This window comes from Pseudomonas sp. PDNC002 (genome assembly GCF_016919445.1).
Lineage (GTDB): Bacteria > Pseudomonadota > Gammaproteobacteria > Pseudomonadales > Pseudomonadaceae > Pseudomonas.
Genome location: NZ_CP070356.1, coordinates 4,587,482 through 4,610,883, shown reverse-complemented (window position 1 = coordinate 4,610,883; position 23,402 = coordinate 4,587,482). Strand labels below are relative to the sequence as shown.

Sequence of the window (23,402 nt, the reverse complement as noted above, 5' to 3'; positions counted from 1 at the left end):
TAGGGCGAATAACCGTTCACGGTTATCCGCCGTTCTTGCGTCATGGCGCGATGATTTGGCGGATAACGCCGTAGGCGTTATGCGCCCTACGGATCAATCCAGCTGGAATACGAGGGCCTTCAGGCCGCTGTCTTCCTCGATATCGGCGAATTCCGGCGGGTTCTCCAGGCGCTCGACGAAGCGCAGCTGCGGCGCCTCGGCGGCCATGCCCTGGAGCAGGAAGTCGACGCCAACGGCCGGGTCGTTCACGCAGGCCAGTACGGTGCCAGCGCCGTCCAGCAGTTCCGGCAGGCGGCGCAGGACGCGGGCGTAGTCCTTATCGAGGACGAAGCTGCCTTTCTGGAAGCTCGGTGGGTCGATGATGATCAGGTCGTAGGGGCCGGATTTCTTCACCTTGCCCCAGGACTTGAACAGGTCGTGGTCGAGGAAGCTGACCTTCGACAAGTCGTGGCTGTTCAGGCGGTGGTTGTCGCGACCACGGCTGAGCGCGGTGCGGGCCATGTCGAGGTTGACCACCTTCTGCGCGCCGCCGGCGATGGCCGCCACGGAGAAGCCGCAGGTGTAGGCGAACAGATTGAGCACACGCAGGCCGTTGGCGTTGGCCTGTACCCACTGGCGGCCGTAGCGCATGTCGAGGAACAGGCCGTTGTTCTGCTTGCGGCCCAGGTCCAGTTGGTAGCGCAGCCCGTGCTCGGTGATCTGCCAGCCGTCGAATGCCTCGCCGTGGAGGACTTCCATCGTGCTTTCCAGGGTGTAGCGGTGCTGCAGCATCAGGCTGCGGGCGCCGGTGGCGCGCCAGGTTTCGCTTTGCGCCAGTTCGACCAGCATCGCCCTGAGTGCCGCCAGCTCGTCTTCGGCAGGCTCGCGGAACAGCGAAACCAGCAGCACGCCTTCCAGCCAGTCTGCGGTCACGTGCTCCAGCCCCGGCCAACGCCGGCCGCGCCCGTGGAACAGGCGGCGGGTCTCCGCAGGGGCTGGGTTCAGGGCCGCAAGCAGTTGCTCGCGCAGGGTAGCGATGGCGTCGGTGTTCATGCTTCGGGTCTTTCTACACAGGCTGATTCGGCGGATCGGGGCGGCGATTCTACGCGCTCAGGCGCCATGGCGCTGCACCCGCAGTTTTTCCTCCGGGCGCGGGGCGACGAAGAAGCGGTTGAGCGCCTCGTAGCCGGCCGGGTCCAGCGGGGCCGCCAGCGGCGCAATGGCATGGCGTGCCAACAGACGGCTACGGCAGGTGGCCGGGTCGACGTCGAGGAAGTGCAAGCAATGCGCCGCGCCGGCCTGTTCGGCCAGGTCGATCAGCCAACGGCGGTCGGCCAGGGTATTGGCGGGAATATCCAGCACCACGCTGGTGCCGGCGCGCAGCAGGCCGACCACGTGCGGCCCCATCACCTTGCGCACGCGCCGGGCATAGAGCTGGTAGTCGTCTGGGTTGCTGATGCCCCAGGGGAACAGCTCGGCCAGCCACTGCTCCTCGGCCAGCATCACGGTGCCGGGCGCCTCGGCCAACTGCCGCGCCAGGCAGGATTTGCCTGACGCCGCCTTGCCACACAGTAGATGCAATGTGCCCGGACTCATGTCGTCGCCTCCAGCAGGTCGGTGCCGTAGGAGTTGTCCACGGCGCAGCGCCAGGCGCCATCGGCCCCGCGGCGAAAGACGTAGGTGGCGCGGCGGGTCAGCTTGCCGTGGCTGGTGTCCAGCAGGGTCTGCGCGACCACCAGGGCGGTATCGCCGGTCTCGAGGATTTCCAGGCGGCCCTGGCGCACCCGCAGGTTGTGCCCGAAGTGCTCGGCGATGGCGACGAAGGCCTGGCGGATCTGCGCTTTGCCGCGCGCGAGCAGGCCGGGCTTGACCACCAGCAGGGCGTCATCGCTGTAGAAGTCGATCAGCGCGTCGAAATCCTCGCGGCCGATGGCTTCGTCAGCGGCCTGGATGAGCGCTTGCAGCGGGTGCTGTAGTGGGGGGAATGCCTGGTCCATCGGTATCTCCTCGTCGGGGAGCCTCGGACGGCGGGCATTAAAAAACCCGCCGGGAGGCGGGTTCGGTTGTCTGCGGAATGCGCTAACCCACCATCGGAGCGATGGTGGTAATAATCTGCTGGAAGGTGCGGTTGGCGGCATTCATGGAGCAGAAGCTAGCAGAAATTTCCTGGGCCGCGCCAGCGCTCTTTTCGCTCGCGCCGTGGCATGATCGCGCCGCGCCGTGGTCCAAGCGCTACCGATATCCTCCACACCGTACCGGAGTTCGCATGCCATCCCACTTCCCGACCCGCTTCCTGCGCGCCCTGGCGCTGCTCGCCGGGTTGGCCGTGTCCGTTCCCGCCAGCGCCAGCGCCAGCGCCTGCCCGGCGGGCCAGCGCCAGGTCTGCCTGGATACCTGCGTCTGCCTGCCGGACATCGGTGCCGTACTCGGCCCGGTGTTCTCCGACGCCAGCAAGGTCGCTGCCCAGGCCTTGGCCGTGTGGCTGCAGCAATCCCGCGACCAGGCCGCCCAGGGCGGCACCCAGCCGATCCCGCTGGAAATCCGCGCGCAACTCCAGGGTTACCTGCCGGACGAAGTGTTGATGGCGGCCCGCTACTCCACCGGCGCGCTGGACCAGTTGAACGCGGCCCAGGCGATGATGCAGAACCCCGATACCGAGGCCGTCACGCTGGTGGACGTGATCGTCTTCCGCAGCGAGGAAGATGCGCAGAAGGACGTTGCCCTCTGGGCCCACGAGCTGTGGCACGTGAAGCAGTATCAGGAATGGGGTGTGCAGGGTTTCGCCACGCGCTACACGCAGAATTTCAATGCGGTGGAGGCGCCGGCCTACGAAATGCAGTTGCGTGTGGCCAAGGACTTGCGCGAGGGCAGGATCAGCCACTGATCGGCCACTATCACGCCGGGTTATCCCGGCTGCTGCCCGCCGCCGGCTTATCTAGGATCAAGGCTTCCCCCTGGAGACAGCCATGACCCGCGCCGCTTCCGATAGCTTCGAACACCACGACATAGTTACCTGCCTGGGGCGCCTGCATGTGCGCTGTCAGGGCCGCGGCGAGGCGATCCTGTTCTGGTCCAGCCTGTTGATGAGCAGCGACATGTGGCTCGCCCAGGCGGCGCATTTCGGCGAGCACTACCGCGTGGTGCTGATCGACCCGCCCGGCCACGGTGACAGCGAGCCGTTGTGCCGTGCCTTCAGTTTCGGAGAGTGCGCGCGCTGCGTGGCGCAAGTGCTGGATGAACTGGGCATCGAGCGTGGCCACTTCGTCGGCAATTCCTGGGGCGGGATGATCGGTGGCACCTTCGCGGCGCGCTATCCGCATCGCATTGGCGCCGCTGTGCTGATGAACTGTACGGCCTCGCCGGCTGGGCTGCGCCACCGCATCGAATTTCCGCTGATGGCGCGCATCGTGCGCTGGCAGGGCGGCTTCAAGGGGCCGATGATCCGCAGTGCGGTGCGCGCCTTCACCGGGCCGACCTCGGATCGCGAACGGCCACAGGTCGGCGAATCTATCCGCCGGGCCTTGCGCCGGTGCCGGATCGATTCCGTGGCCTGGGCGGTGCGGAGCGTGGTGCCGCAGCGCCCGGACCAGCTGGAGTTGATGCAAAGTATCCGCACGCCGGTACTGGTGGTGGCGGGCGAGGAGGACCGCACCTTCCCGGTCAGTGAGACCCTGCGCATGGCCGCCGCCATTCCCGCTTCCGAGTCGGTGGTAATGGCCGGCACGGCGCACCTTGCCGCACTGGAGTGCCCCGAGCCGGTCAACCGGCTGATCGAGGACTTCCTGGCGCGCCATCCCTTCGCCTCGGGTGGTGGCTGAGGCGGTTTCAGCGGCTGGCGGTGGTATCCGGCGCCGGCGTGCCGCCGCCTAGAGCCTTGCACAGTGCGATCAGCGTCAGGCGCAGCTGGGTATCGCTGTCCACCACATCGCGGCGCGCCTGCAGGTAGGCGCGCTGGGCGTCCAGTTCCACCAGGAAATCCGTCATGCCGCCGGCATAGCGCGCCTTGGCCATGCCGTAGGCGACGTCGCTGCTCTGCAGTTTTTCCTGCAGGCGCTGGTTGCGCTGGCGTTCGGCGCCGTAGTGGCTCAGCGCATCGTCGACTTCCTGCCAGGCCTTGAGCACGGTCTGCTGGTAGGAAACGGCGGCTTCCTGCTGTTCCAGCTTGCGCAGGTTGATCTGCGAGCGCCGCCGGCCGTTGTCGAAGATCGGCAGCGACAGGCTCGGGCCGACGGTCCAGGTGCGGCTGCCCCAGTCACTGATGCGGCCGTCCTCCTCGGATTCGTAGCCGAAATGCGCGCCCAGGCGAATGGTCGGATAGAGGTCGGCCACGGCCACGCCGATATTGGCGGTGGCGGCGTGCAACTGGGCTTCGGCGGCGCGGATATCCGGGCGACGGCGCGCCACTTCCGAGGGCAGGCCGAGGCTCAGGTCTGGTGTCTGTGGCGTGGTCTGCGCGACGGGCTTCAGGTCGTCGCGCAGGCTGCCCGGCTCGGCGCCGATCAATACGCCGATCTGATTGATCGCCGCGCTCTCGCTGGCCTGCAGCTGCGGCAGGCTGGAGCGCAGGTCGGCCAACTGGCCGCGTTGGCGCTCGACGTCGAAGTCGTCCACCAGCCCGCCGTCGGCGCGCACCTGGATCAACTGCATGGATTCCTCGGTGGCGGCGATGTCCTGCTGCGCCACGGCGATCTGTTGCTGCACACCGCGCAGCTCGAAGTAGCTGCGGGCCAGCTCCGCGGAAACGCCCAGGCGGGTTTCCTCGAACATCGCCTGTTGCGCATCGACGCTGGCATCGGCGGCCTCGATGGAGCGGCGGATGCGACCCCACAGGTCGGGCTCCCACGAAGCGTCGAAACCGGCCTGGTAGAGCGTGAAGGGTTCGGCCAGGACCTTGGCGATCTGGTCGCTGTCACCGGTCGGTGCGATGCGCTGGATCATCAGCGCGTTGGAGCCGTTCTCGCTCAGGCGCTGGCGATTCACCGCCGCCGAAGCGTTGACGTCCACGCCGCGCTGGGCCGCCACCATCTGTCGCTGCATGCGGCTCTGGGCGAAGCGCAGCACGGCGGTATTGAGGTCCGGGCTGGCCTTGTCGGCGCGGCGTTGCAGGTTGTTCAGCACTGGATCGTTGAACAGGGTCCACCAGTCCTCGCTGAGCCGGGTTGCGCCCTCGGTCGGGTGCAACTGGCCGCTACCGGAATGCGCGGCCTGCCAGCTCGCCGGCGCCTGGGTTTTCGGTGCTTCGTAGTCGGGGCCGACGGCGCAGCCGGCGAGGCTGCTACCCAGCAGGGCCAGGGAGACGAAACGGGAAGTGAGGTTCATGGGTGACACCCTCTTGCAGACCTAGTCATCCGAAGTGCCCTCGAAGCGTCGCGCGACATGGCCCATCACCAGGCCGCCGAGAATGCCGATCAAGCCGCAAGCCAGGCCCATGGAGCGGTTGGTCACCATGCCGACGTTCTTCATGTGGGTGGGCAGGCCGAGCAGGCCGATGAAGAGCAGCATCGCCGCCGACAAGGCGATCAGGTAGATGCCGCCCGCGCGCCAGGACTGGGTGGGAATGCCTTTCTTGCGGCAGTACCGGTGACCCAGCCAGAACGGCAGCAGAAGCTGGGTGACGAGGAAGACGATGAAGCTGCTGGTGTCGCTCATGGCTGTCCATTTCCCAAATAGTCCCCAGTCAGGGTATTGCATTCGCTCGCCATGCCGGGTGACCCGTTACGCAAGCCGGTGGCGGAACAGCCACGAGGCAAGCGGCAAGGTGACGGCGGCGACCACCAGCATGGGGATCAGGTTGAGCCCCACATCGGCCAGGGTCGCGCCTTCCAGATAGACCCGCTGGATCAGGTCGATGCCGAAGCGCAGCGGGTTGGCGTAGGTCACGACCTGCAGGAACTCGGGCATGTTGCGTACCGGCGTGGCGAGGCCGGAGAGCAGCGTCAGCGGCATGATCAGCACGAAGGTGTAGAGCATCGCCTGTTGCATGTTCAGCGACACGGCGCTGATCGACATGCCCAGCCCGACGCAGGCGATGGTGAATACCGTCAGCCCGCCATAGAGGTTGAACAGCGAGCCGGCCATGGGTATTCGGAACCAGAACAGCGCCATCAGCAGCACCAGAGTGGCCTGCACCAGGCCGATGAGCAGCGGTGGGATGGCCTTGCCGAACATGATTTCCAGCGGCGTGTAGGGCGTCACCAGCAGCTGGTCGAAGGTGCCCTGTTCGCGTTCGCGGGCGACCGAGAGGGCGGTGAGCATCAGCGTCTGCATCATGCTCAGGGTGGCGATCAGCGCGGGGATCAGCGGCCAGCGGGTTTCCAGGTTGGGGTTGTACCAGGAGCGGCTGACCACGCTGATCGGCGCGGAGGCCAGACCTTGTTCGCGGTTGAATTCGTCGACCACCACGGCCAGGCCGGCGGCGGCGGAGCCGGCGGTGTTGGAGTTGCGGCCGTCGAGGATAACCTGGATCGGTGCCGGGTCGCCCTGGGTCAGGCGGGTCTGGAAGTCCGAGGGAATGTGGATCACCAGCAGCGCCCTCTGCTCGTCGATCACCGTCTGGATTTCCTCGACGCGAGTCAGGGTCGCCACCCGGTGGAAGATGCCGCTGCCGTCCAGCCGCGAGGCGAGGCGGGTGGAGGATTCGCTGTGGCTCAGGTCGAGGATGGCGTAGGGCGCGTCGTTGAGGTCGAAGGTCACGGCGTAGCCGAACAGCACGCTCTGCATCAGCACCGGCGCCACCAGCACGATGCGGTTGGCCGGGTCCTTGAGGATCACCAGCAGTTCCTTGCGCCAGAGGTTGAGGATGCGCCAGAGAAATTCCATGCGAGTCAGTCCAGCCGCTTGCGCGTCACCAGCCGCGCCAGGCCCAGCAGGGCGACGGCGTAGGCGGCGAGGATCGCGCAGTTCTTGAAGATCATCGGCCAGAAGTCGCCGGCCAGGAACAGGGATTTCACCAGCTCCATGAAGTAGGTCGCCGGCAGCAGGTTGCCGATCACGCGGATGGCGGTCGGTACGTTGCGCAGGTCGAAGATGAAGCCCGAGAGCATCATCGCCGGCAGGAAGCTGGCGAGCAGGGCGATCTGGCTGGCGAGGAACTGGTTCTTGGTCACCGCCGAGATCAGCAGGCCGATGCCCAGCGCCACCAGCATGTAGAGCATGGAGGAGATCACCAGTACGATGAAGGAGCCGTAGATCGGCACGTCGAACAGGAAGCGCGCGGCGAGCAGGCACAGCGCCAGGCCGATCATGCCGATGCCGAAGCAGGGGATGATCTTCGCCAGGAGGATTTCCACTGGCCGCACCGGTGTGACGAACAGCGCCTCCAGCGTGCCGCGCTCCCATTCGCGGGCCATCACCAGGGCGGTGAGGAAGGCCCCCACCAGCGTCATGATCAGCACGATCAGGCCCGGCACCAGGTACCAGGTGCTGGTGTTGGCGGCGTTGAACCACATGCGCTGGACGATGGTGACGGCGCCACCTTGGGCTGAGGAGCCGGCGCTGCGGTCGGCCTGCTTCTCGCCGTATCCCGCCAGCGCGCTGCTGACGTAGGTGGAGACGCTGGCGGCGCGGGTGGCGTCCGAGCCCTGTACCAGAACCTGGATTTGCGCGTTGCCGTCGTTGAGGCGGCGGGTGAAGTCGGAGGGGAACTGCACCACTGCGTCGATCTCCCGTGCCCGCATCAGCGCCTCGCCCTCGGCGAAAGAGCGCACGTAATGCGGTTCGAGGTACTCGGTGCGGCTGATCCCGGCGGCCACGTCGCGGGCCACGGGGGAGGGATCGTCGAGGACGATGGCGACGATGGCGCGCTTGACGTCCAGCGACAGGCCGTAGCCGAAGATCAGGATCAGCGCGATGGGCAGGCCGATGCCAATCAGCAGGTTGCTGCGGTCGCGCACCAGTTGCCGCACTTCCTTGCGGGTCAGCGAGGCCAGGCGCCGCCAGAAGCCGCCGGCGCTCATGCGGATTCCGCCTTGGCGTGTTCGCGGCTGGCCTCATGCCGGTTGGTTTCGACGATCTCGATGAAGGCCTGCTCCATGTTCAGCGTGCTGCCCTTGCCGCCGGCCTGTTCGCGCACTTCCCGCGGCGTGCCCATGGCCAGCAGTTTGCCGGCGTCCTGGATGACGATGCGGTCGCAGTACTCGGCTTCTTCCATGAAGTGGGTGGTGATGATGATGGTCGTGCCGGACGCCGCCAGCGCCGTGATGCGCTGCCAGAAGCCACGGCGGGCGAGGGGGTCGGCGCCGCTGGTGGGTTCGTCGAGGAAGAGGATTTCCGGCTCGTGGAGCAGGCCCACCGCCATCGCCAGGCGCTGCTTGAAGCCGCCGGGCAGCTGGCCGCTGGGCGAGTCCTCCTGGCCGGCGAGATCGAACTGGCGGGACACCTCGTCCATGCGCTGCTTCAGCTGCTTGCCGCCCAGGCCATAGGCGCCGCCGAAGAAGCGCAGGTTCTCCGCCACCGAGAGGTTGCCGTAGAGGGAGAACTTCTGCGACACGTAGCCGACCTTGCGCCGTGCCTGGGCCCGAGCATTGCGCAGGTTGACCCCGGCCACCTGCAACGTGCCGCTGGTGGCGGGCAGCAGCCCGCAGAGCATGCGGAAGGTGGTGGTCTTGCCGGCGCCGTTGGGCCCGAGCAGGCCGAAGATTTCCCCGCGGTGCACACTGAAGCTGGTGCTGGCCACGGCTGTGAAGTCGCCGAACTTGCGCACCAGGTCCTTCACTTCGATCACCGTTTCGTCGCTGTCGGCATGGCTCTCTCCGTGGCGCCGGGTGCCGGCCTTGAGCGATTCCATGTCGACTTGTTCGGCGTCACTGCGGGCGCGCAACAGGAACATGAAGCCGTCTTCCAGGCGCGCATCCACCTGGCGTACCGGCGCGCCATCGAGTAGCTGGTCGAGCTTGCCCTGATCCGCGTCGGGCTGACGGATGAAGCGCACTTCGCCCGATTGCGGCACGGCATCGACGATGTTCTGGTGGTCGTCCAGCAGCCGCGCCTGCAGGGTGCGCGCGGGTTCGTCCTGGGGCGGGGTGGCGATGAAGCAGAGGTTGTCCGCGTGCTCGCGGATCGATGCCGGGTCGCCCTTGGCCATCAACTGGCCCTGGTGCAGCAGGAAGACTTCCGCGCAGCGCTCGGCCTCGTCCATGTAGGAGGTGGAGACCAGCACGCTGAGCTGCTCCTGCTCGATCAGTTGCTGGATGATCTCCCACAGCTCGCGGCGCGACAGTGGGTCGACGCCGACGGTGGGCTCGTCGAGCAGCAGCAGGTCCGGCGAGCGCACCAGCGTGCAGGCCAGTCCGAGCTTCTGCTTCATGCCACCGGAGAGCTTGCCCGCCGGGCGGTCGGTAAAGCGCGCCAGGTCGGTCATCTCCAGCAGGCGCTGGTAGCGCTCCTGGCGTTCCCTGTGCGGTACGCCGTGGAGGTCGGCGTAGAGGTCGAGGTTCTCCTGCACGCTGAGGTCCTCGTAGAGGCCGAAGCGCTGCGGCATGTAGCTGATGCGGTCCTGGACCTGCTGCGGGTGGGCGTGGACGTCGATGTCCAGCACGGTCAGGGTACCGGCGTCGGCCTGCAACAGTCCGGCAACCAGGCGCAGGAAGGTGGTCTTGCCAGCGCCGTCCGGGCCGACCAGCGCGGTGAGCTGGCCGCGCGGGATGTCCAGGGAGATGTCCTTGAGTGCCTGCACCGTCCGTCCCGACTCCTTGACCAGGAACTGCTTGGCCAGGCCCTCGGCCCGAATCACTGGGGTATCGGCCATCAACGCGGCTCGTCGGCGAAGCGAACCGTGGCCGGCATGCCCAGGCGCAGGCGGTTGTCCGGGTCGGCGACCAGCACGCGCACTTCGTAGACGAGGCTGGTGCGCAGCTCTTCGGTCTGCACCGACTTGGGGGTGAACTCGGCGACCGAGGAGATGAAGCCGACGTGGCCGTCGATGGCCTGGTCCGGGTGGCTGTCGGTGAAGACCTGGGCCTTGAGCCCCGGCTTGATCCGTCCCAGGTTGGCTTCGCTGACATAGGCGCGAATCCATTTCGGGTCGGTCAGCGCCAGGGAATACACCGGGCGTTGCGGCGACGCCATGTCGCCGGGCTCCAGCAGACGCGAGCGTACGGTGGCGTTCTGCGGCGCCTTGAGGTCGGCTTCGTCGAGGTTGTGTTGCAGCAATGCCACGTCGGCGCGGGCGGCGGCGAGCTGGGCCTCGGCCTGGGCGATGTCTTCCACGCGCGGGCCGATCTGCGCCAGGCGCAGGGATTTCTGGCGGTCTTCCAGCTCTGCCTGGGCGACTTTCTGCTGCGAGGTGGCGCTGTCGATGTCCTGCTGGCTGACGGCGCGGCCGCCGGGGCTGTTGGCGCGGATGCTCTCAAGCCGGCGCAACTGGGTGTTGGCGAGGTCGAGCTGGGCGCGCGCGGCCTTGTCCTGGGCCTTGGCGCGGTCGATGTCCTCGGGGCGCGAGCCGTTCTTCAGGCGCAGCAGGTTCTGCTCCTGGGCGGCGATCTGCGCCTGGGCCTTGTCGATCTGCAGACGGAGGGTGCGGGTGTCGAGGCTGGCCAGCACGTCGCCGGCTTTCACCTGGTCGCCTTCCTCGACGTTCATCTTCGCGATGCGCTCGCTGCCGATAAAGGCCAGTGACACCTGGCGGATGTCCACGTTGCCGTAGAGCACCAGGCGTTTGTCATCACTCTCGCGGGAGTGCAGGTACCACCACACTCCGCCCCCCAGCAGCAGCGCGACGAGCGCTACCAGCACCAGCTTCTTAGGCATGCAGGCCTTCCCTGTTTCGTGACAGCCCGATGAAGGATAGACAGTTCCATGCGAAGCATGGGGACCTGTATCAATGTCGAAACGCTCTGGCGTGCAGGTCCGGCCGCGTCGATGACCGTTCGGCAGCTATATGGGACGAAGGTTTCAACTCAATCGCGCGGACGTCTATACAGAGTTTCAGTAGCCGTCACGCGCAGCGCCGTTTCGATCTTCCGGGCGACGGCTGGAGGCCCCACGGGCATTCCGGTCCAGTGCTTACCACCATTACCCGGGGTCGAACATGTCCAGACTGCGCCTGCCGTTCTTCGCGCTGTGCCCGCTTGCCACGCTCATCTTCCAGGCTGCTCACGCCGCACCGCTGCAGCCGCCACCGGAATTCAGCTACGACGCCCAGGGCACGACCCAGGCGACCCTCACCGCCGAGCGCAAGGACGTGGCAGTGGGCAATGCCCGCTACGACACCCTGGTATTCAACGGTCAGTATGATTCCCCCGTGCTGCGCCTGCGGCCGGGCGGAGCGTTGTCGCTGCGCCTGGACAATCGCATGGACGACATCACCAACCTGCATTTCCACGGCATGACCGTCACGCCGCTGGACGGCGGCGACAGCATCTTCCGTGAAACCAAACCCCACCAGGTGGGCGAGTATCACTTCGCGATTCCCGCCAACCACAGCCCGGGCGCGTACTGGTACCACAGCCACTTCCATGGCGGCGCGCAGTACCAGGTGTCGGCGGGCATCGCCGGGCCGATCATCGTCGACGGCATTCTCGACCCGTTCCCCGAACTCAAGGGCATCAAGGAACGCGTGCTGGTGCTGCGCAACTTCCAGAAGACGCTCACCGGCCGGAATGCCACCGAAGTCATCACCAGCGCACCATCGATCCGCACCATCAACGGCCAATTCGAGCCGACCATCGATATCCAGCCGGGTGAGACGCAGCTCTGGCACTTCATCAACATTGCCGCGAACCAGTATTTCAGGATCAGCATCGAGGGGCAGAAGATGCAGATCCTCTCCCGCGACGGTAATACCGTGACCCGCCGCGTCGACGCCAAGGACGTGCTGATCGGCCCGTCGGCGCGCTTCAGCGTGCTGGTGGTGGGCCCGGCGGCGGGCCAGCACGATATCAGCATGGGTGCCGCCAACACGGGGCCGGCAGGCGATACCTATCCGGCCCAGCGCCTGGCCATCCTCAATTCCCGTGGCGCGACGGTGGCGACCAGGCAGATCACCAGCCCCTATCCGCAGGCCGAGGATTTCCGCCAGGAGAAGGTCGCCAAGGTGCGCCAGTTCGCCTTCCAGGACTCGGACAGCGATCCCAACACCTTCTACATCAATGGCACGCGGTTCGATGCGGGCAAGGTCAACACCACGGTCAAGCTGGGCGACCTGGAGGAGTGGCGGCTGTACAACCCATCCCAGGAACTGCACCAGTTCCACATCCACCAGACCGACTTCCAGGTGGTGGAGATCAACGGCAAGCCGGTGCGCTTCAGCGGCTACCGCGACAACGTGTACATCCCGGCCACCGGCTCGATCACCCTGCGCATACCGTTCCGCGATCCGGTGATGCTCGGCAAGTTCGTCTACCACTGCCACATCCTCGAACACGAGGACGGCGGGATGATGCAGGCGATCCAGGTGGTGCGCCCGGAGGACTACGAGCAGGCGGTGAAGCTCGAGCCACTGGGCGGCATCTACGGCGACAACCAGATGTGCGCCTATCTGCGCAACACCGGGCGGGAGGCTGACAAGAAAGCCAACCCGCTGGCCCCGTGACGGAGGGCGCCGCCATGAATCCCAATCGCCTGACCCTGCCGCTCCTCGGCGCGCTGCTGGCCACGCCGTTCGTGCACGCCGACGACGGCCAGTACCCCAACGTCGGTCTGGATTACGACGCCACCTTCCAGTACGACTACACCCGCGCCGACCACTCCCAGCCCGGCGGCCGCGAGACACTCGATGGCTACCCGGACATCAACAGCACCTTCTACTTCCGCTTCAGCCGTGATGCGCAGATCCGCTTTTCCACCGAGATCAATCCGATCGACCCACCGAACAACGGTGAGAAGCGCTTCTTCGAAGACGTCGGCATGGTCATCAACGAGCTGGACTACTACCAGCAGTTCGACAAACAGGCCTTCGTCGTCGGCAAGTACCACGTGCCCATCGGCCGCGCCATGGACCAGGCGCCGGGCCTGTACACCAGCGATTTCGTCGACACCTACGACATGGACGGAATGCTCGGCGGCACCTACTCGTATCGCTTCTTCAGCCAGACGCTGGGCAACATCGAGCCGAACCTGAGCCTCTATTCCGCCGACAACTCCTATCTGGGCCGGCCGTACTTCCGTCATGGCGAGATGCTCAAGAAGGATGCCGGCGGCCCGGCCAATACCGGCAAGCTGGACTCCTACGCGATGATGGTGAACTGGCTGGCGATCCCGGCGATTCCCTACCTGGAGCTGCAGGCCGGCTATGCGCGCAGCCGCGAGGGTGATGAGGTCACGGGGCAGGGCGAGCCGGACGACGAGATCATCCGCCTGGCTTCGGCGCGCTACATCTGGGCGTTCCACGGCAATACCCTCGGTCCCACGCTGGACCGGGAGTACATGGATATCGTCCCGTTCATCGAATACGCCGACGTCGACAACGAGGATGCAGTCAAGGGCAACGACACCCAGTACCTGACCACCTCGCTGACCTTCGACTGGGGGCTCTGGGCCTTCGGCCTGACGCGCACCAACAAGAGCTACAGCCTGAGTGGTACGCCGGATGACTACCTCAATGAATTCAGCGTGGTCTACAACATCACCGGGCAATTGAAGCTCGACGTCTCCGCCGGCACGCAGAAGCAGCAGGGCGAGAACTCCAACATCGTCGGTCTGGCGCTGACCTATTCGGGAGGCTACTGAGCATGCGGCTCTGGATACTGTGTCTTTCGCTGCTGCTGGGAACGGCGGGCGCAGCGACCCGCAGCGACGTTGGCGGGCCGTTCAGCCTGACCGACCAGAACGGTGAGCGTGTCACCGAGCGCAGTTACGAAGGGCGGCCGGCGCTGCTGTACTTTGGCTTCACCTCCTGCCCGGACATCTGCCCGACGGACCTGGCGAAGATGGCGCGCATCGCCCGCGCGGTGGAGCAGGAGAAGGGCATCAAGCCGCGGCCGATCTTCGTCACCCTCGATCCGGAGCGTGATACGCCGCAGCAGCTCAAGGGCTACGTCTCGCACTTCGACCCTGAGTTCGTCGGCCTCACCGGCACGGCCCAGGAAATCGCCAGCATCACCGACGAGTACCACGTGTTCTACAAGAAGGTGCCCTACGGCGATAAGCCCGGCGACTACATGGTCGATCACTCCACCATCCTCTTCCTGCTGGACAAGGATGGCGGCTACCTCGACCACTTCGGCCGTGGCCTGAAAGAGGAGGAGATCATCCAGCGGGTCGGCGCGCGCCTTGCACCCTGACCACCCACCGCGCTCCTCGTCGGACGCATAGCGCGCAAGCGGTATGCGCCGCGGGCTACCGGCGCAATGAGCAGCGCTTTGCACATTCGTCCGCTGGCCGTTGGCGCCGCTCTGCGGCTGATAACGTAGGAGGGAAATCGCACAGGAGCGCTGCCATGAACGACGAAGTGGAAAATCTGCAGGAAGTCCGCCAATCCCCCTGGTTCCGGCGCGCCCAGCTGATGCAGTGGTTCGGCCTGGTCATGCTCGTGCTGGCGGTTGGCCTGGCGGCACTCACCGATCTCACCGATCGCCAGTCGGGTATCTTCGTCATCGCCGTGTGCGGCATGCTCGGCCTGATGTCCCTGGTGCCGGCGCGGTTCATCCTCACTGTCTATCTGATGAGCCCGGCGCGCAGGGCAAAGGGCCGGCAGTCCTGACAGGGAGTACCCTTCGGAGGCCCTGTCTCAGCGCCGTGGGATGGACTGCACCTGCGGCTGGATCTGCTGCTGCGGAATCCGCTGGTAGCCCATCTGTCCTTCGTCCATCGGCGGCGGAGGTGGAGCGTCGTTGCGGTTGTTGTGGCTGCCGCAGGACGAGCCGCCGAGTAGCACGGCCAGTACACCGACGAGCAGCAGGAGGGTGGACTTTCGCATGTCATTTCTCCCGGTGATCCCATTCTCCAGTGAACGCGAAAACCCGATACCGGGAGGGTTCGTCTGACGAGTGGGGCACGTGCAATGTCGCGGCCAACGGAGTCTGGCGATTGCTCGAAACTCCGTCGCCCGGGCCTGCTGGTTATCGTGCAGATCGCCAGGGCTCAGCCATACTCATCCAGGCTTCCCAGGCATCGGGCCTGGAATCAAGGAGTGTGGGATGCTGGATTACGTTGCCCTGGGAATACTGATCTTCGCCGCCGTGGTGCTGTTCTACGGGATCATCGTGTTGCACGACATTCCCTACGAGATCGCGGTGCACCGCGATCATCCCCATCAGGACGCCATCCATGCGGCCGGCTGGGTCAGCCTGTTTACCTTGCACGCGCTGTGGCCGTTCCTCTGGATCTGGGCCATGTTGTACCGCAAGGACAGGGGCTGGGGGTTTCATCACGGCAGCACGCCCGAGGCCGAGGCGGAGTATCTCGAAGGACAGCTGGCGGAGCTGCGCCAGCGCCTGGACGTGCTGGAGGGCCGTGTGACTGCCGCCGCTGCAGAGCCACCGCCAATTCCGCCAGCGCCCGCGCCGGTTCAACAAGGCGGGGAGGGCTGAGCCATGGACCTGTTGCTGATCCTCACCTACACCGCCATCTGCATCGCCATCTTCAAGATCTTCCGCATCCCGCTGAACAAGTGGACGGTGCCCACCGCCGTGCTCGGCGGCGTGGTGCTGATCGGCGCGCTGATCTTCACCATGAACTACAACCACCCGTATTCCGAGGTGGCGCGTTCGTATTTCGTTTCCACCCCGGTGATCCCGGTGGTGACCGGCCAGGTGATCGAAGTGCCGGTGAAGGGCAACGAGATGATCGAGAAGGGCACGGTGCTGTTCCGAATCGACCCCAAACCCTTCCAGCTGAAACTGGACTCGATCAAGGCGCAACTGGTGTCCGCGCGCGCCGACCAGTCCCGTGCGCGCGAGCTGGCGCTGCGCAACGTGGGCAACAAGCGGGACGTCGATCTGACCACCGCGCGCGTCGATGATCTGAATGCCCAGCTGGCACTGGCCCAGTTCAATCTCGACAACACGGTGGTGCGGGCGCCGTCCCGTGGCTTCGTCACCCATGTGTCGCTGCGTCCGGGGATGATGGCGACACGCCTGCCGTTGCGCCCCTCGATGGTCTTCGTACCGGACGAGGGGCATTATTTTGCCGCCTGGATGCGCCAGAACAGCCAGCTGCGACTGACTGCGGGGGACGAGGCGGAAGTCGCCTTCGACGGGATTCCCGGCAAGGTCTTCACCGGCAGGGTGAAACAGGCGATCGGTGTGATCGGCGAGGGCCAGATACAGCCCTCGGGTACCTTGCTCAGCTATACGGGTTCACCGCCGCCGGGGCGCGTGCCGGTGGTCATCGAGATTACCGACCCGGACTATGCCCAGTACGCCAACCTGATGCCCGGCGGTGCGTACGGCCAGGCGGCGATCTACAGCCAGCATTTCCACCACGTGGCGATCATGCGCAAGATCCTCCTGCGCATGGCGGCCTGGATGAACTACATCTTCCCGTTCCACTGATCCGCCCCCGCGCTGCGGCCGCCCGGCCGCAGCCATTCCCCCAGCAGTTGTACCCCACTTGTAGGAGCGAGCTTGCTCGCGAACCGCGTGACGCCTGGAGCTGCCGTCAGACATGGCTCGCAAGCAAGCTCGCTCCTACAGGCACGCCTCATTCCTGTGCCTTCCGGACTGTCATGAAATGAAAAGCCCCTGTCGCACGATGTGAAGCTGTCCGCCGGCCCCCTGCCTATTGTCCGCTCAAAGGGCGTTCGTCCGCTCCGACGATGAGCGCCCACGACAACAAGACAACTGGAGATTCCGGCCATGGCCAAAGCCGTTCGTTTCTATGAAACAGGGGGACCCGAAGTCCTGCGTTACGAGGACGTGGAGGTCGGCGAGCCCGGCCCGGGGCAAGTGCGCATCCGCCATGTGGCGGTGGGCCTGAACTACGCCGACACCTACTTCCGCAATGGCACCTACGCCGTCCCGCTGCCCAGCGGCATGGGCGTGGAAGCCGCCGGCGTGGTGGTCGCGGTGGGCGAGGGCGTGACCAACGTCGTGCCCGGTGACCGCGTGACCTACACCGGCTTCATCAACACCCTCGGCGCCTACAGCACCGAGCGCCTGGTTCCGGCGGCGCCGCTGATCCGCCTGCCGGAGAACATCGCCTTCGAAACCGCCGCCGCCATGACCATGCGCGGCCTGACCTCGGCCTACCTGCTGCGCCGCATTCACGACTTCAAGCCGGGCCAGAGCATCCTGCTCCACGCCGCCGCCGGTGGCGTCGGGCTGATCGTTGCGCAGTGGGCGAAGCTGCTCGGCCTGCGGGTGATCGGTACCGTTTCCAGCGACGCCAAGGCCGAAGTGGCCTTCGCCCACGGCTGCGAGCACGTCATCAACTACAGCCACGAGGGCGTCGCCGAGCGCGTGCGCGAGCTCACCGACGGACGTGGCGTGGACGTGGTGTTCGACAGCGTCGGCAAGGACACCTTCATGACCTCCCTGGAGTCGCTCAAGCGGCGTGGCCTGATGGTCTGCGTCGGTACCGCCTCCGGCCCGATCCCGCCGTTCGACCCGGTGCTGCTGGCCATGAAAGGCTCGATCTTCCTCACCCGCCCGGCCCTGGCCGACTACATCGCCGACCCGGCGGAAAAGGCGGCGCTGCTGGATGAGCTGTTCACCCACGTGGGCAACGGCGACATCCGCATCGAGATCAACCAGCACTACGCGCTGGAAGATGCCGTGCAAGCCCACCGCGACCTCGAGTCGCGCAAGACCACCGGCTCGTCGATCTTCGTCATCTGAGGGCGCCGCCATGCACGTAGAACGTCTGACCTGCAGCATTGGCGCCGAAATCTCCGGGGTGAACCTGGGCGACGCTTCCCGCGACGAGGGCCTGTTCGCCGAGCTGCGCGAGCTGCTGCTCAAGCACAAGGTGCTGTTCCTGCGCGACCAGGACATCACCCGCGCCGAGCACGTGGCGTTCGCCCGCCGCTTCGGTGAGCTGGAAGACCACCCGGTGGCCGGCAGCGACCCGGAGCATCCGGGTCTGGTGCGCATCTACAAGACCCCGGACCTTCCCAACGACCGCTACGAGAACGCCTGGCACACAGACGCCACCTGGCGCGAGGCGCCGCCCCTGGGCTGCGTCCTGCGCTGTGTGGAGTGCCCGCCGGTAGGCGGCGACACCATGTGGGCGAACATGGCGCTGGCCTACGACATGCTGCCGGCCGAGATCAAGGAACGCATCGCCAAGCTGCGCGCCCGTCACAGCATCGAAGCCAGCTTCGGTGCGGCGATGCCCATCGAGAAGCGCCTGGCGCTCAAGGCCATGTACCCAGACGCCGAGCACCCGGTGGTGCGTACCCATCCGGAAACGGGCGAGAAGGTGCTGTTCGTCAATGCCTTCACCACTCACTTCAGCAACTACCACACCCCGCAGAACGTGCGCTTCGGCCAGGACGCCAACCCCGGCGCGTCTGACCTGCTGCGCTACCTGGTGAGCCAGGTGTACATCCCCGAATTCCAGGTGCGCTGGCGCTGGAAGAAGAACGACGTGGCGATCTGGGATAACCGCTGTACCCAGCACTACGCGGTGATGGACTACCCGCCCTGCGTGCGCCGCATGGAGCGCGCCGGAATCATCGGCGACAAGCCGTTCTGAGCCCTCGTTGAAACCGACTTCTACAAGAACAATTCCAGGAGACAGACATGCAATTCTTCGACGATTCGCTGCACCCCGAGAACCAGGAAAAGGTGGTCATCACCACCGCTCCCTATGGCCCGGAATGGATGCCCGAGGACTTCCCCGAAGACATCCCGGTGACCATGGACGAGCAGGTGCAGAAGGCCGTGGACTGCTACGAAGCCGGCGCCACCGTGCTCCACCTGCACGTGCGTGAACTCGACGGCAAGGGCTCCAAGCGCCTGTCCAAGTTCAACGAGCTGATTGCCGGCGTGCGCGAAGCCGTGCCGGACATGATCATCCAGGTCGGCGGCTCGATCTCCTTCGCCCCAGAAAGCGATGGCGAAGCGGCCAAATGGCTGTCCGACGACACCCGCCATATGCTCGCCGAGCTGACGCCCAAGCCCGATCAGGTGACGGTGGCGATCAACACCACCCAGATGAACATCATGGAGCTGCTCTATCCGGAGTACCTCAAGGGCACTTCCCTGGAGAACCCCCTGTACCAAGCGGCCTATAGTGAGATGACCGTGCCGGCCGGCCCGGCCTGGGTCGAGGAGCACCTCAAGCGCCTGCAGGCGTCGGGCATCCAGCCGCACTTCCAGCTGACCGGCATGCATGCCCTGGAAACCCTCGAACGCCTGGTGCGCAAGGGCGTCTACAAGGGCCCGCTGAACCTGACCTGGATCGGCATCGGCGGTGGCTTCGACGGCCCCAATCCGTTCAACTTCATGAATTTCGTGCACCGCGCACCGGACGGCGCCACCGTCACCGCCGAATCGCTGCTGAAGAACGTCCTGCCGTTCAACATGATGGCGATGGCCATGGGGCTGCACCCGCGTTGCGGCATCGAGGACACCATCATCGGCCAGCACGGCCAGCGCATGACGTCGGTCGAGCAGATCCAGCAGTGCGTCCGTGTCGCCCATGAACTGGGCCGCGAGGTCGCCAGCGGCAAGGAAGCGCGTGCCATCTACAAGATCGGCGTGCAGTACGAGAGCGTCGAGGAAACCCTGCGCATGAACGGCATGGCGCCCAACCGCCAGCCGGGCCAGAAGTCCGTCCCGCTTCGTGCGTGACAGGCTGGTTGTAGCACGGGCTACCCCATGATCTTTTCGTATTTGTATCGAAACGGCCCTCTCCCTAACCATGGCTGCGCGCCCCGCTCCAAAGGGAGAGGGGACCGTACGGTGCAGGAAGAGACCATGGCGTCAGCCGGCACGGACAACTCCCTCTCCCTTAAGGGAGAGGGCGGGGGAGAGGGGCTGTGCAATGAGAAGCCTCAACCCACAACAACAAGAATCCACTGACTCACCCGGAGAGCTAGCACCATGGCCATCCACTCCGTCGCCCTGGGCGACATCCCTGCCACCGCGCCCAGCGTGCCGCGCCGCTATGCCTGGGTGGTGTTTGCCCTGACCTTCGGCCTGCTGATCTCCGATTACATGTCGCGCCAGGTGCTCAACGCCGTGTTCCCGCTGCTCAAGGTCGAATGGACCCTGAGCGACGCGCAGCTCGGCCTGCTCAGTGGCATCGTCGCGGTGATGGTTGGCCTGCTGACGTTCCCCCTGTCGTTGCTCGCCGACCGCTGGGGGCGAGTGCGCAGCCTGGCGCTGATGGCCATGCTCTGGAGCCTGGCGACCCTGGGCTGCGCCGTGGCGCAGAACTTCCCGCAGATGTTCGCCGCGCGCTTCTTCGTCGGCGTCGGCGAGGCTGCTTACGGCAGCGTCGGCATCGCCGTGGTCATCTCGGTGTTCCCGGCGCATCTGCGCGCCACCCTGACCGGCGCGTTCATGGCCGGTGGCATGTTCGGCTCCGTCCTTGGCATGGGCATGGGTGGCGTGCTCGCCGCGCACCTGGGCTGGCGCTGGGCCTTCGCTGGCATGGCACTGTTCGGCCTGCTGCTGGCGCTGCTCTATCCGTTGATCGTCAGTGAGAAACGCATCGCCCCGGTAGCCGCCGCCGAAGCGCCGCGCCAGGTGGGCGGGCGTTCGCTGCGCAGCCTGTTCGGCAGCCGTTCGGTGATCGCCGCCTACCTGGGCAGCGGCCTGCAACTGTTCGTCGCTGCCGCCGTGATGGTGTGGATTCCCAGCTACCTGAACCGCTATTACCACCTGGACACCGGCAAGGCCGGGCTGATCTCGGCCGTGATCGTGCTGGTCGGCGGCAGCGGCATGGTGCTCTGCGGCATCCTCTGCGACCGCCTGGGCCGTGCCAACCCGCCGCGCAAGATCATCCTCGCCATCGGTTTCTGCCTGGTCAGCTGCGTGCTGCTGTCCATCGCCTTCCACCTGCCACCGGGCACCACGCAGTTGAGTCTGATCTGTCTGGGCATGCTGGTCGCCGCCGGTACTTCCGGGCCGTCCGGCGCCATGGTCGCCAACCTCACTGCGCCGGCCGTGCATGGCACTGCCTTCGCCACCCTAACCCTGGCCAACAACCTGCTGGGCCTCGCCCCCGGCCCGCTGCTCACCGGCGTGCTGGCCGATCACATCGGTCTGGATCGCGCCTTCCAGCTCGTGCCATTGCTGAGCATCCTCGCCGCGCTGGTGTTCCTCTACGCCCGGCGCCACTACCACAGCGATATGCGCCGCCTGCGCGGCGAAGAGGAGGGCGCGTGATGCCGAATCTCAACCTGGACATGACCTTCGACTTCATCTGCCCCTGGTGCCTGATCGGCAAGCGCAACCTCGACGTCGCGCTGCGCCTGCTGGCGCGCCAGCGCCCCGAGCTGCAGGTGCGGGTGAATTGGCTCGGCCTGCAGTTGCTGCCGCAGCTGCCGATGGAAGGCGAGCCATTCGCCGAGTTCTACCAGCGCCGCCTGGGTGGCAAGCGCGCCGTGAAGGCGCGCATGGGCGAAGTGCGCAGGGCCGCCGAGGGCGCCAAGGTGGATATCGAGCTCGAGCGCATCCTCACCATGCCCAATACCACCTATGCGCACCGGGTGTTCCAGCGCGCGGTGCACGTGGGCAGCGATAGCCAGAAGGAGCAGCTGCTGGAGATGATCTTCCGCGCGCACTTCCAGCTGGGCCAGGACATCGGCGATCGCGACACCCTGCGCCGCTTGCTGCGCGCCTGCGATTTCAATGAGGCCGATTTCGCCGACGCCCTGGCCGACGGCGCGCGCCAGTTCATTGGCCGCCGCGTGGCCCTGGCCGATTCCAGCGTGCCGATGTTCCTCCTCGAAGGCCGTGCCTTTGCGCTGGGCGGGCAGAGCCCGGAGCAACTGCTGGCGGCCCTCCACCGAGCGTTGGAACGTCAGCTTCCGGAGGCGATTCCGGCATGAGCGGTGTGATTCGAATTCCCGCCGAACGCCTGCCGGCGCGCGGTGGCAGAAGCCTGTTCCATCACGAGAAAGGTATCTTCCTGCTGTTCGATGTCGACGGTGAACTGCACGCCATCGAAGACAGCTGCCCCCACGCCGGTGCCTCGCTGTTCAGCGGCCGCCTGGATGGCCGCTGGCTGCAGTGCCCGGCCCACGGCCTGCGCTTCGACGTGGCCACCGGCTGCCCGGCGGGCATCAAGGGTTTCGGCCTGCGCCGGCACGGGATTTCCTGGATCGCCGGCGAGTGCCATGTGGTGATCGCCGATCAGGAGATGCCTGCATGACCGCGCTGACGATTTCCGCGCTCGGCACGCGCAGCCGTACGCTGCTGCCAGGCCTGCTGGTCAGCGCCATGGTGGCGGCGGCCGCGACCTTCCTGTCCGAGCACTACGGCGCGCCGGTGATGCTCTTTGCGTTGCTGCTCGGCCTGGCGATGAACTTCCTCGCCGCCGACAGCGTGTGCAAGGCCGGCATCGAATTCACCGCCCGTGAAATCCTGCGCCTGGGCGTGGCGCTGCTCGGTATCCGCATCACCTTCGGGCAGATCGCCGAGCTGGGCTGGCAGCCGGTGGTCATGGTGGTGGTGCTGGTGACGGTGACCATCCTGGTGTCCATCGCGGCGGCGCGCGCCATGGGCTTCAACTTCCTCTTCGGCCTGCTCACCGGTGGCGCCACCGCCATCTGCGGCGCCTCGGCGGCCCTGGCGCTGGCCGCGGCGCTGCCGGCGCACACGCAGAAGGAAAAGGCCACGCTGTTCACCGTGCTTGGCGTGTCGGCGTTGTCGACCCTGGCAATGATCCTCTACCCGATGATCGTCCGCTCCCTGGGGCTGCCGCCGCTGCAGGCGGGGATCTTCCTGGGCGGCACCATCCACGACGTGGCCCAGGTGGTCGGTGCCGGCTACAGCATCTCGAAGGAAGTCGGCGACAGTGCCACGGTGGTCAAGCTGATGCGTGTGGCGATGCTGCTGCCGGTGATTCTCTGCGCGGCGATGATCACCCGCGCCCGCGGCGTGGAACCGGGCGACAAGCGCCCGCCGCTGTTGCCCTGGTTTGCCGTGGGCTTCGTGCTGCTGGCGGCGGTGAACAGCACCGGCTACCTGCCGGCGGTGGTTGTGGAGGCGGGAGGGAAGCTGTCGCAGTGGTGCCTGGTGATTTCCATCGCGGCGCTGGGCATGAAGACTCAGCTCAAGGCGCTGGCGACGGTGGGCGTAAAGCCGATCCTGCTGATGGTGGGGGAGACGGTGTTCCTGGCGGTGCTGGTGTTGGGGATGTTGCGCTTCGCGGGTTGATTTGCGCGTTGCGGATGTCGATCGCGGACGGAGTCCGCTCCTGCGTGAAAGTTCTGCGCTCGGGTCGGCCCTCACCCTAACCCTCTCCCAGGGGGAGAGGGGACCGTTAGGTGCAGGATGAAACCTCAGCGTCAGCCGGGTCGGGCTGCCCCCTCTCCCTGAGGGAGAGGGCTGGGGTGAGGGGGATGCATCAGTACGGACTTCCGAGGAAGA

Annotated in this window: 25 protein-coding genes; 15 read left to right on the top strand and 10 right to left on the bottom strand. The window is 66.2% G+C overall.

Annotated elements, in window-relative coordinates; genetic code table 11:
- Positions 1-93: 93 nt before the first annotated feature.
- Genes JVX91_RS20805 through JVX91_RS20795 form a run of 3 tightly spaced genes read right to left on the bottom strand, consistent with a single transcriptional unit; the run spans position 94 to position 1,976 of the window.
- Positions 94-1,032 (bottom strand): class I SAM-dependent methyltransferase, encoded by a 939-nt coding sequence (locus JVX91_RS20805; protein ID WP_205336043.1) that lies wholly within the window; start codon positions 1,030-1,032, stop codon positions 94-96.
- Positions 1,033-1,089: 57 nt separating this feature from the next.
- Positions 1,090-1,575, bottom strand: coding sequence for an ATP-binding protein (locus tag JVX91_RS20800; RefSeq protein WP_205336042.1), 486 nt, complete (start codon positions 1,573-1,575; stop codon positions 1,090-1,092).
- Positions 1,572-1,976, bottom strand: coding sequence for a nuclear transport factor 2 family protein (locus tag JVX91_RS20795; protein WP_205336041.1), 405 nt, complete (start codon positions 1,974-1,976; stop codon positions 1,572-1,574). The genes JVX91_RS20800 and JVX91_RS20795 overlap by 4 nt, the downstream gene beginning before the upstream one ends.
- 269 nt (positions 1,977-2,245) lie before the next feature.
- Between JVX91_RS20795 and JVX91_RS20790 the strand changes: the two genes are divergently transcribed.
- Both JVX91_RS20790 and JVX91_RS20785 read left to right on the top strand, forming a co-directional pair.
- Positions 2,246-2,863: a DUF4157 domain-containing protein gene (locus JVX91_RS20790; RefSeq protein WP_205336040.1), complete on the top strand. Its 618-nt coding sequence runs from the start codon at positions 2,246-2,248 to the stop codon at positions 2,861-2,863.
- Between the two features lie 82 nt (positions 2,864-2,945).
- The gene (locus JVX91_RS20785; RefSeq protein WP_205336039.1) at positions 2,946-3,797 is read left to right on the top strand and encodes an alpha/beta hydrolase; all 852 of its coding nucleotides are present in this window, start codon (positions 2,946-2,948) and stop codon (positions 3,795-3,797) included.
- Between the two features lie 7 nt (positions 3,798-3,804).
- Here JVX91_RS20785 and JVX91_RS20780 read toward each other — a convergent pair whose 3' ends face one another.
- From JVX91_RS20780 to JVX91_RS20755, 6 genes are all read right to left on the bottom strand, one after another.
- Positions 3,805-5,298, bottom strand: a complete 1,494-nt coding sequence (locus JVX91_RS20780) for an efflux transporter outer membrane subunit (RefSeq protein WP_205336038.1) — start codon at positions 5,296-5,298, stop codon at positions 3,805-3,807.
- A gap of 21 nt (positions 5,299-5,319) precedes the next feature.
- On the bottom strand, positions 5,320-5,628 hold the full coding sequence (locus tag JVX91_RS20775; protein ID WP_205336037.1) for a hypothetical protein: 309 nt from the start codon (positions 5,626-5,628) through the stop codon (positions 5,320-5,322).
- A 66-nt stretch (positions 5,629-5,694) separates the two neighbouring features.
- A complete protein-coding gene (locus tag JVX91_RS20770) occupies positions 5,695-6,798 on the bottom strand; it encodes an ABC transporter permease (protein WP_205336036.1) in 1,104 nt (367 codons plus the stop codon).
- 5 nt (positions 6,799-6,803) lie between these two features.
- The gene (locus tag JVX91_RS20765) at positions 6,804-7,934 is read right to left on the bottom strand and encodes an ABC transporter permease (protein ID WP_205336035.1); all 1,131 of its coding nucleotides are present in this window, start codon (positions 7,932-7,934) and stop codon (positions 6,804-6,806) included.
- On the bottom strand, positions 7,931-9,724 hold the full coding sequence (locus tag JVX91_RS20760; protein WP_205336034.1) for an ATP-binding cassette domain-containing protein: 1,794 nt from the start codon (positions 9,722-9,724) through the stop codon (positions 7,931-7,933). Before JVX91_RS20760 ends, JVX91_RS20765 begins: the two co-directional genes overlap by 4 nt.
- Positions 9,724-10,725 carry an HlyD family efflux transporter periplasmic adaptor subunit gene (locus tag JVX91_RS20755; RefSeq protein WP_205336033.1) on the bottom strand — a complete coding sequence of 334 codons (1,002 nt, stop codon included), beginning with the start codon at positions 10,723-10,725 and terminating at the stop codon, positions 9,724-9,726. Before JVX91_RS20755 ends, JVX91_RS20760 begins: the two co-directional genes overlap by 1 nt.
- Before the next feature lie 280 nt (positions 10,726-11,005).
- Between JVX91_RS20755 and JVX91_RS20750 the strand changes: the two genes are divergently transcribed.
- The 4 genes from JVX91_RS20750 (at position 11,006) to JVX91_RS20735 (ending at position 14,617) form a co-directional block, all read left to right on the top strand.
- A complete protein-coding gene (locus tag JVX91_RS20750; RefSeq protein WP_205336032.1) occupies positions 11,006-12,508 on the top strand; it encodes a multicopper oxidase family protein in 1,503 nt (500 codons plus the stop codon).
- Positions 12,509-12,522: 14 nt separating this feature from the next.
- On the top strand, positions 12,523-13,644 hold the full coding sequence (locus JVX91_RS20745) for a hypothetical protein (protein ID WP_205336031.1): 1,122 nt from the start codon (positions 12,523-12,525) through the stop codon (positions 13,642-13,644).
- Between the two features lie 2 nt (positions 13,645-13,646).
- Positions 13,647-14,198, top strand: coding sequence for an SCO family protein (locus JVX91_RS20740; protein WP_205336030.1), 552 nt, complete (start codon positions 13,647-13,649; stop codon positions 14,196-14,198).
- Between the two features lie 155 nt (positions 14,199-14,353).
- Positions 14,354-14,617: a hypothetical protein gene (locus JVX91_RS20735; RefSeq protein WP_205336029.1), complete on the top strand. Its 264-nt coding sequence runs from the start codon at positions 14,354-14,356 to the stop codon at positions 14,615-14,617.
- A 27-nt stretch (positions 14,618-14,644) separates the two neighbouring features.
- On the opposite strand, the gene JVX91_RS20730 is transcribed toward JVX91_RS20735, so the two are convergent.
- A complete protein-coding gene (locus JVX91_RS20730) occupies positions 14,645-14,833 on the bottom strand; it encodes a hypothetical protein (RefSeq protein WP_205336028.1) in 189 nt (62 codons plus the stop codon).
- Between the two features lie 220 nt (positions 14,834-15,053).
- Between JVX91_RS20730 and JVX91_RS20725 the strand changes: the two genes are divergently transcribed.
- From JVX91_RS20725 to JVX91_RS20685, 9 genes are all read left to right on the top strand, one after another.
- Positions 15,054-15,446 (top strand): DUF3302 domain-containing protein, encoded by a 393-nt coding sequence (locus JVX91_RS20725; RefSeq protein ID WP_240201635.1) that lies wholly within the window; start codon positions 15,054-15,056, stop codon positions 15,444-15,446.
- Positions 15,447-15,449: 3 nt separating this feature from the next.
- Entirely contained in the window at positions 15,450-16,409 is a 960-nt protein-coding gene (locus tag JVX91_RS20720) for a biotin/lipoyl-binding protein (RefSeq protein WP_205336027.1), read from the top strand.
- Positions 16,410-16,712: 303 nt separating this feature from the next.
- Positions 16,713-17,693 carry a quinone oxidoreductase gene (locus JVX91_RS20715; RefSeq protein WP_205336026.1) on the top strand — a complete coding sequence of 327 codons (981 nt, stop codon included), beginning with the start codon at positions 16,713-16,715 and terminating at the stop codon, positions 17,691-17,693.
- A gap of 10 nt (positions 17,694-17,703) precedes the next feature.
- Entirely contained in the window at positions 17,704-18,552 is an 849-nt protein-coding gene (locus JVX91_RS20710) for a TauD/TfdA family dioxygenase (RefSeq protein WP_205336025.1), read from the top strand.
- A gap of 47 nt (positions 18,553-18,599) precedes the next feature.
- The gene (locus JVX91_RS20705; RefSeq protein ID WP_205336024.1) at positions 18,600-19,652 is read left to right on the top strand and encodes a 3-keto-5-aminohexanoate cleavage protein; all 1,053 of its coding nucleotides are present in this window, start codon (positions 18,600-18,602) and stop codon (positions 19,650-19,652) included.
- A 252-nt stretch (positions 19,653-19,904) separates the two neighbouring features.
- Complete coding sequence (locus JVX91_RS20700) at positions 19,905-21,194, top strand: MFS transporter (RefSeq protein ID WP_205336023.1); 1,290 nt, start codon at positions 19,905-19,907, stop codon at positions 21,192-21,194.
- The gene (locus tag JVX91_RS20695; protein ID WP_205336022.1) at positions 21,194-21,859 is read left to right on the top strand and encodes a DsbA family protein; all 666 of its coding nucleotides are present in this window, start codon (positions 21,194-21,196) and stop codon (positions 21,857-21,859) included. The genes JVX91_RS20700 and JVX91_RS20695 overlap by 1 nt, the downstream gene beginning before the upstream one ends.
- Complete coding sequence (locus tag JVX91_RS20690; protein WP_205336021.1) at positions 21,856-22,182, top strand: Rieske 2Fe-2S domain-containing protein; 327 nt, start codon at positions 21,856-21,858, stop codon at positions 22,180-22,182. The genes JVX91_RS20695 and JVX91_RS20690 overlap by 4 nt, the downstream gene beginning before the upstream one ends.
- On the top strand, positions 22,179-23,189 hold the full coding sequence (locus tag JVX91_RS20685) for a putative sulfate exporter family transporter (protein WP_205336020.1): 1,011 nt from the start codon (positions 22,179-22,181) through the stop codon (positions 23,187-23,189). The genes JVX91_RS20690 and JVX91_RS20685 overlap by 4 nt, the downstream gene beginning before the upstream one ends.
- Positions 23,190-23,402: the final 213 nt, after the last annotated feature.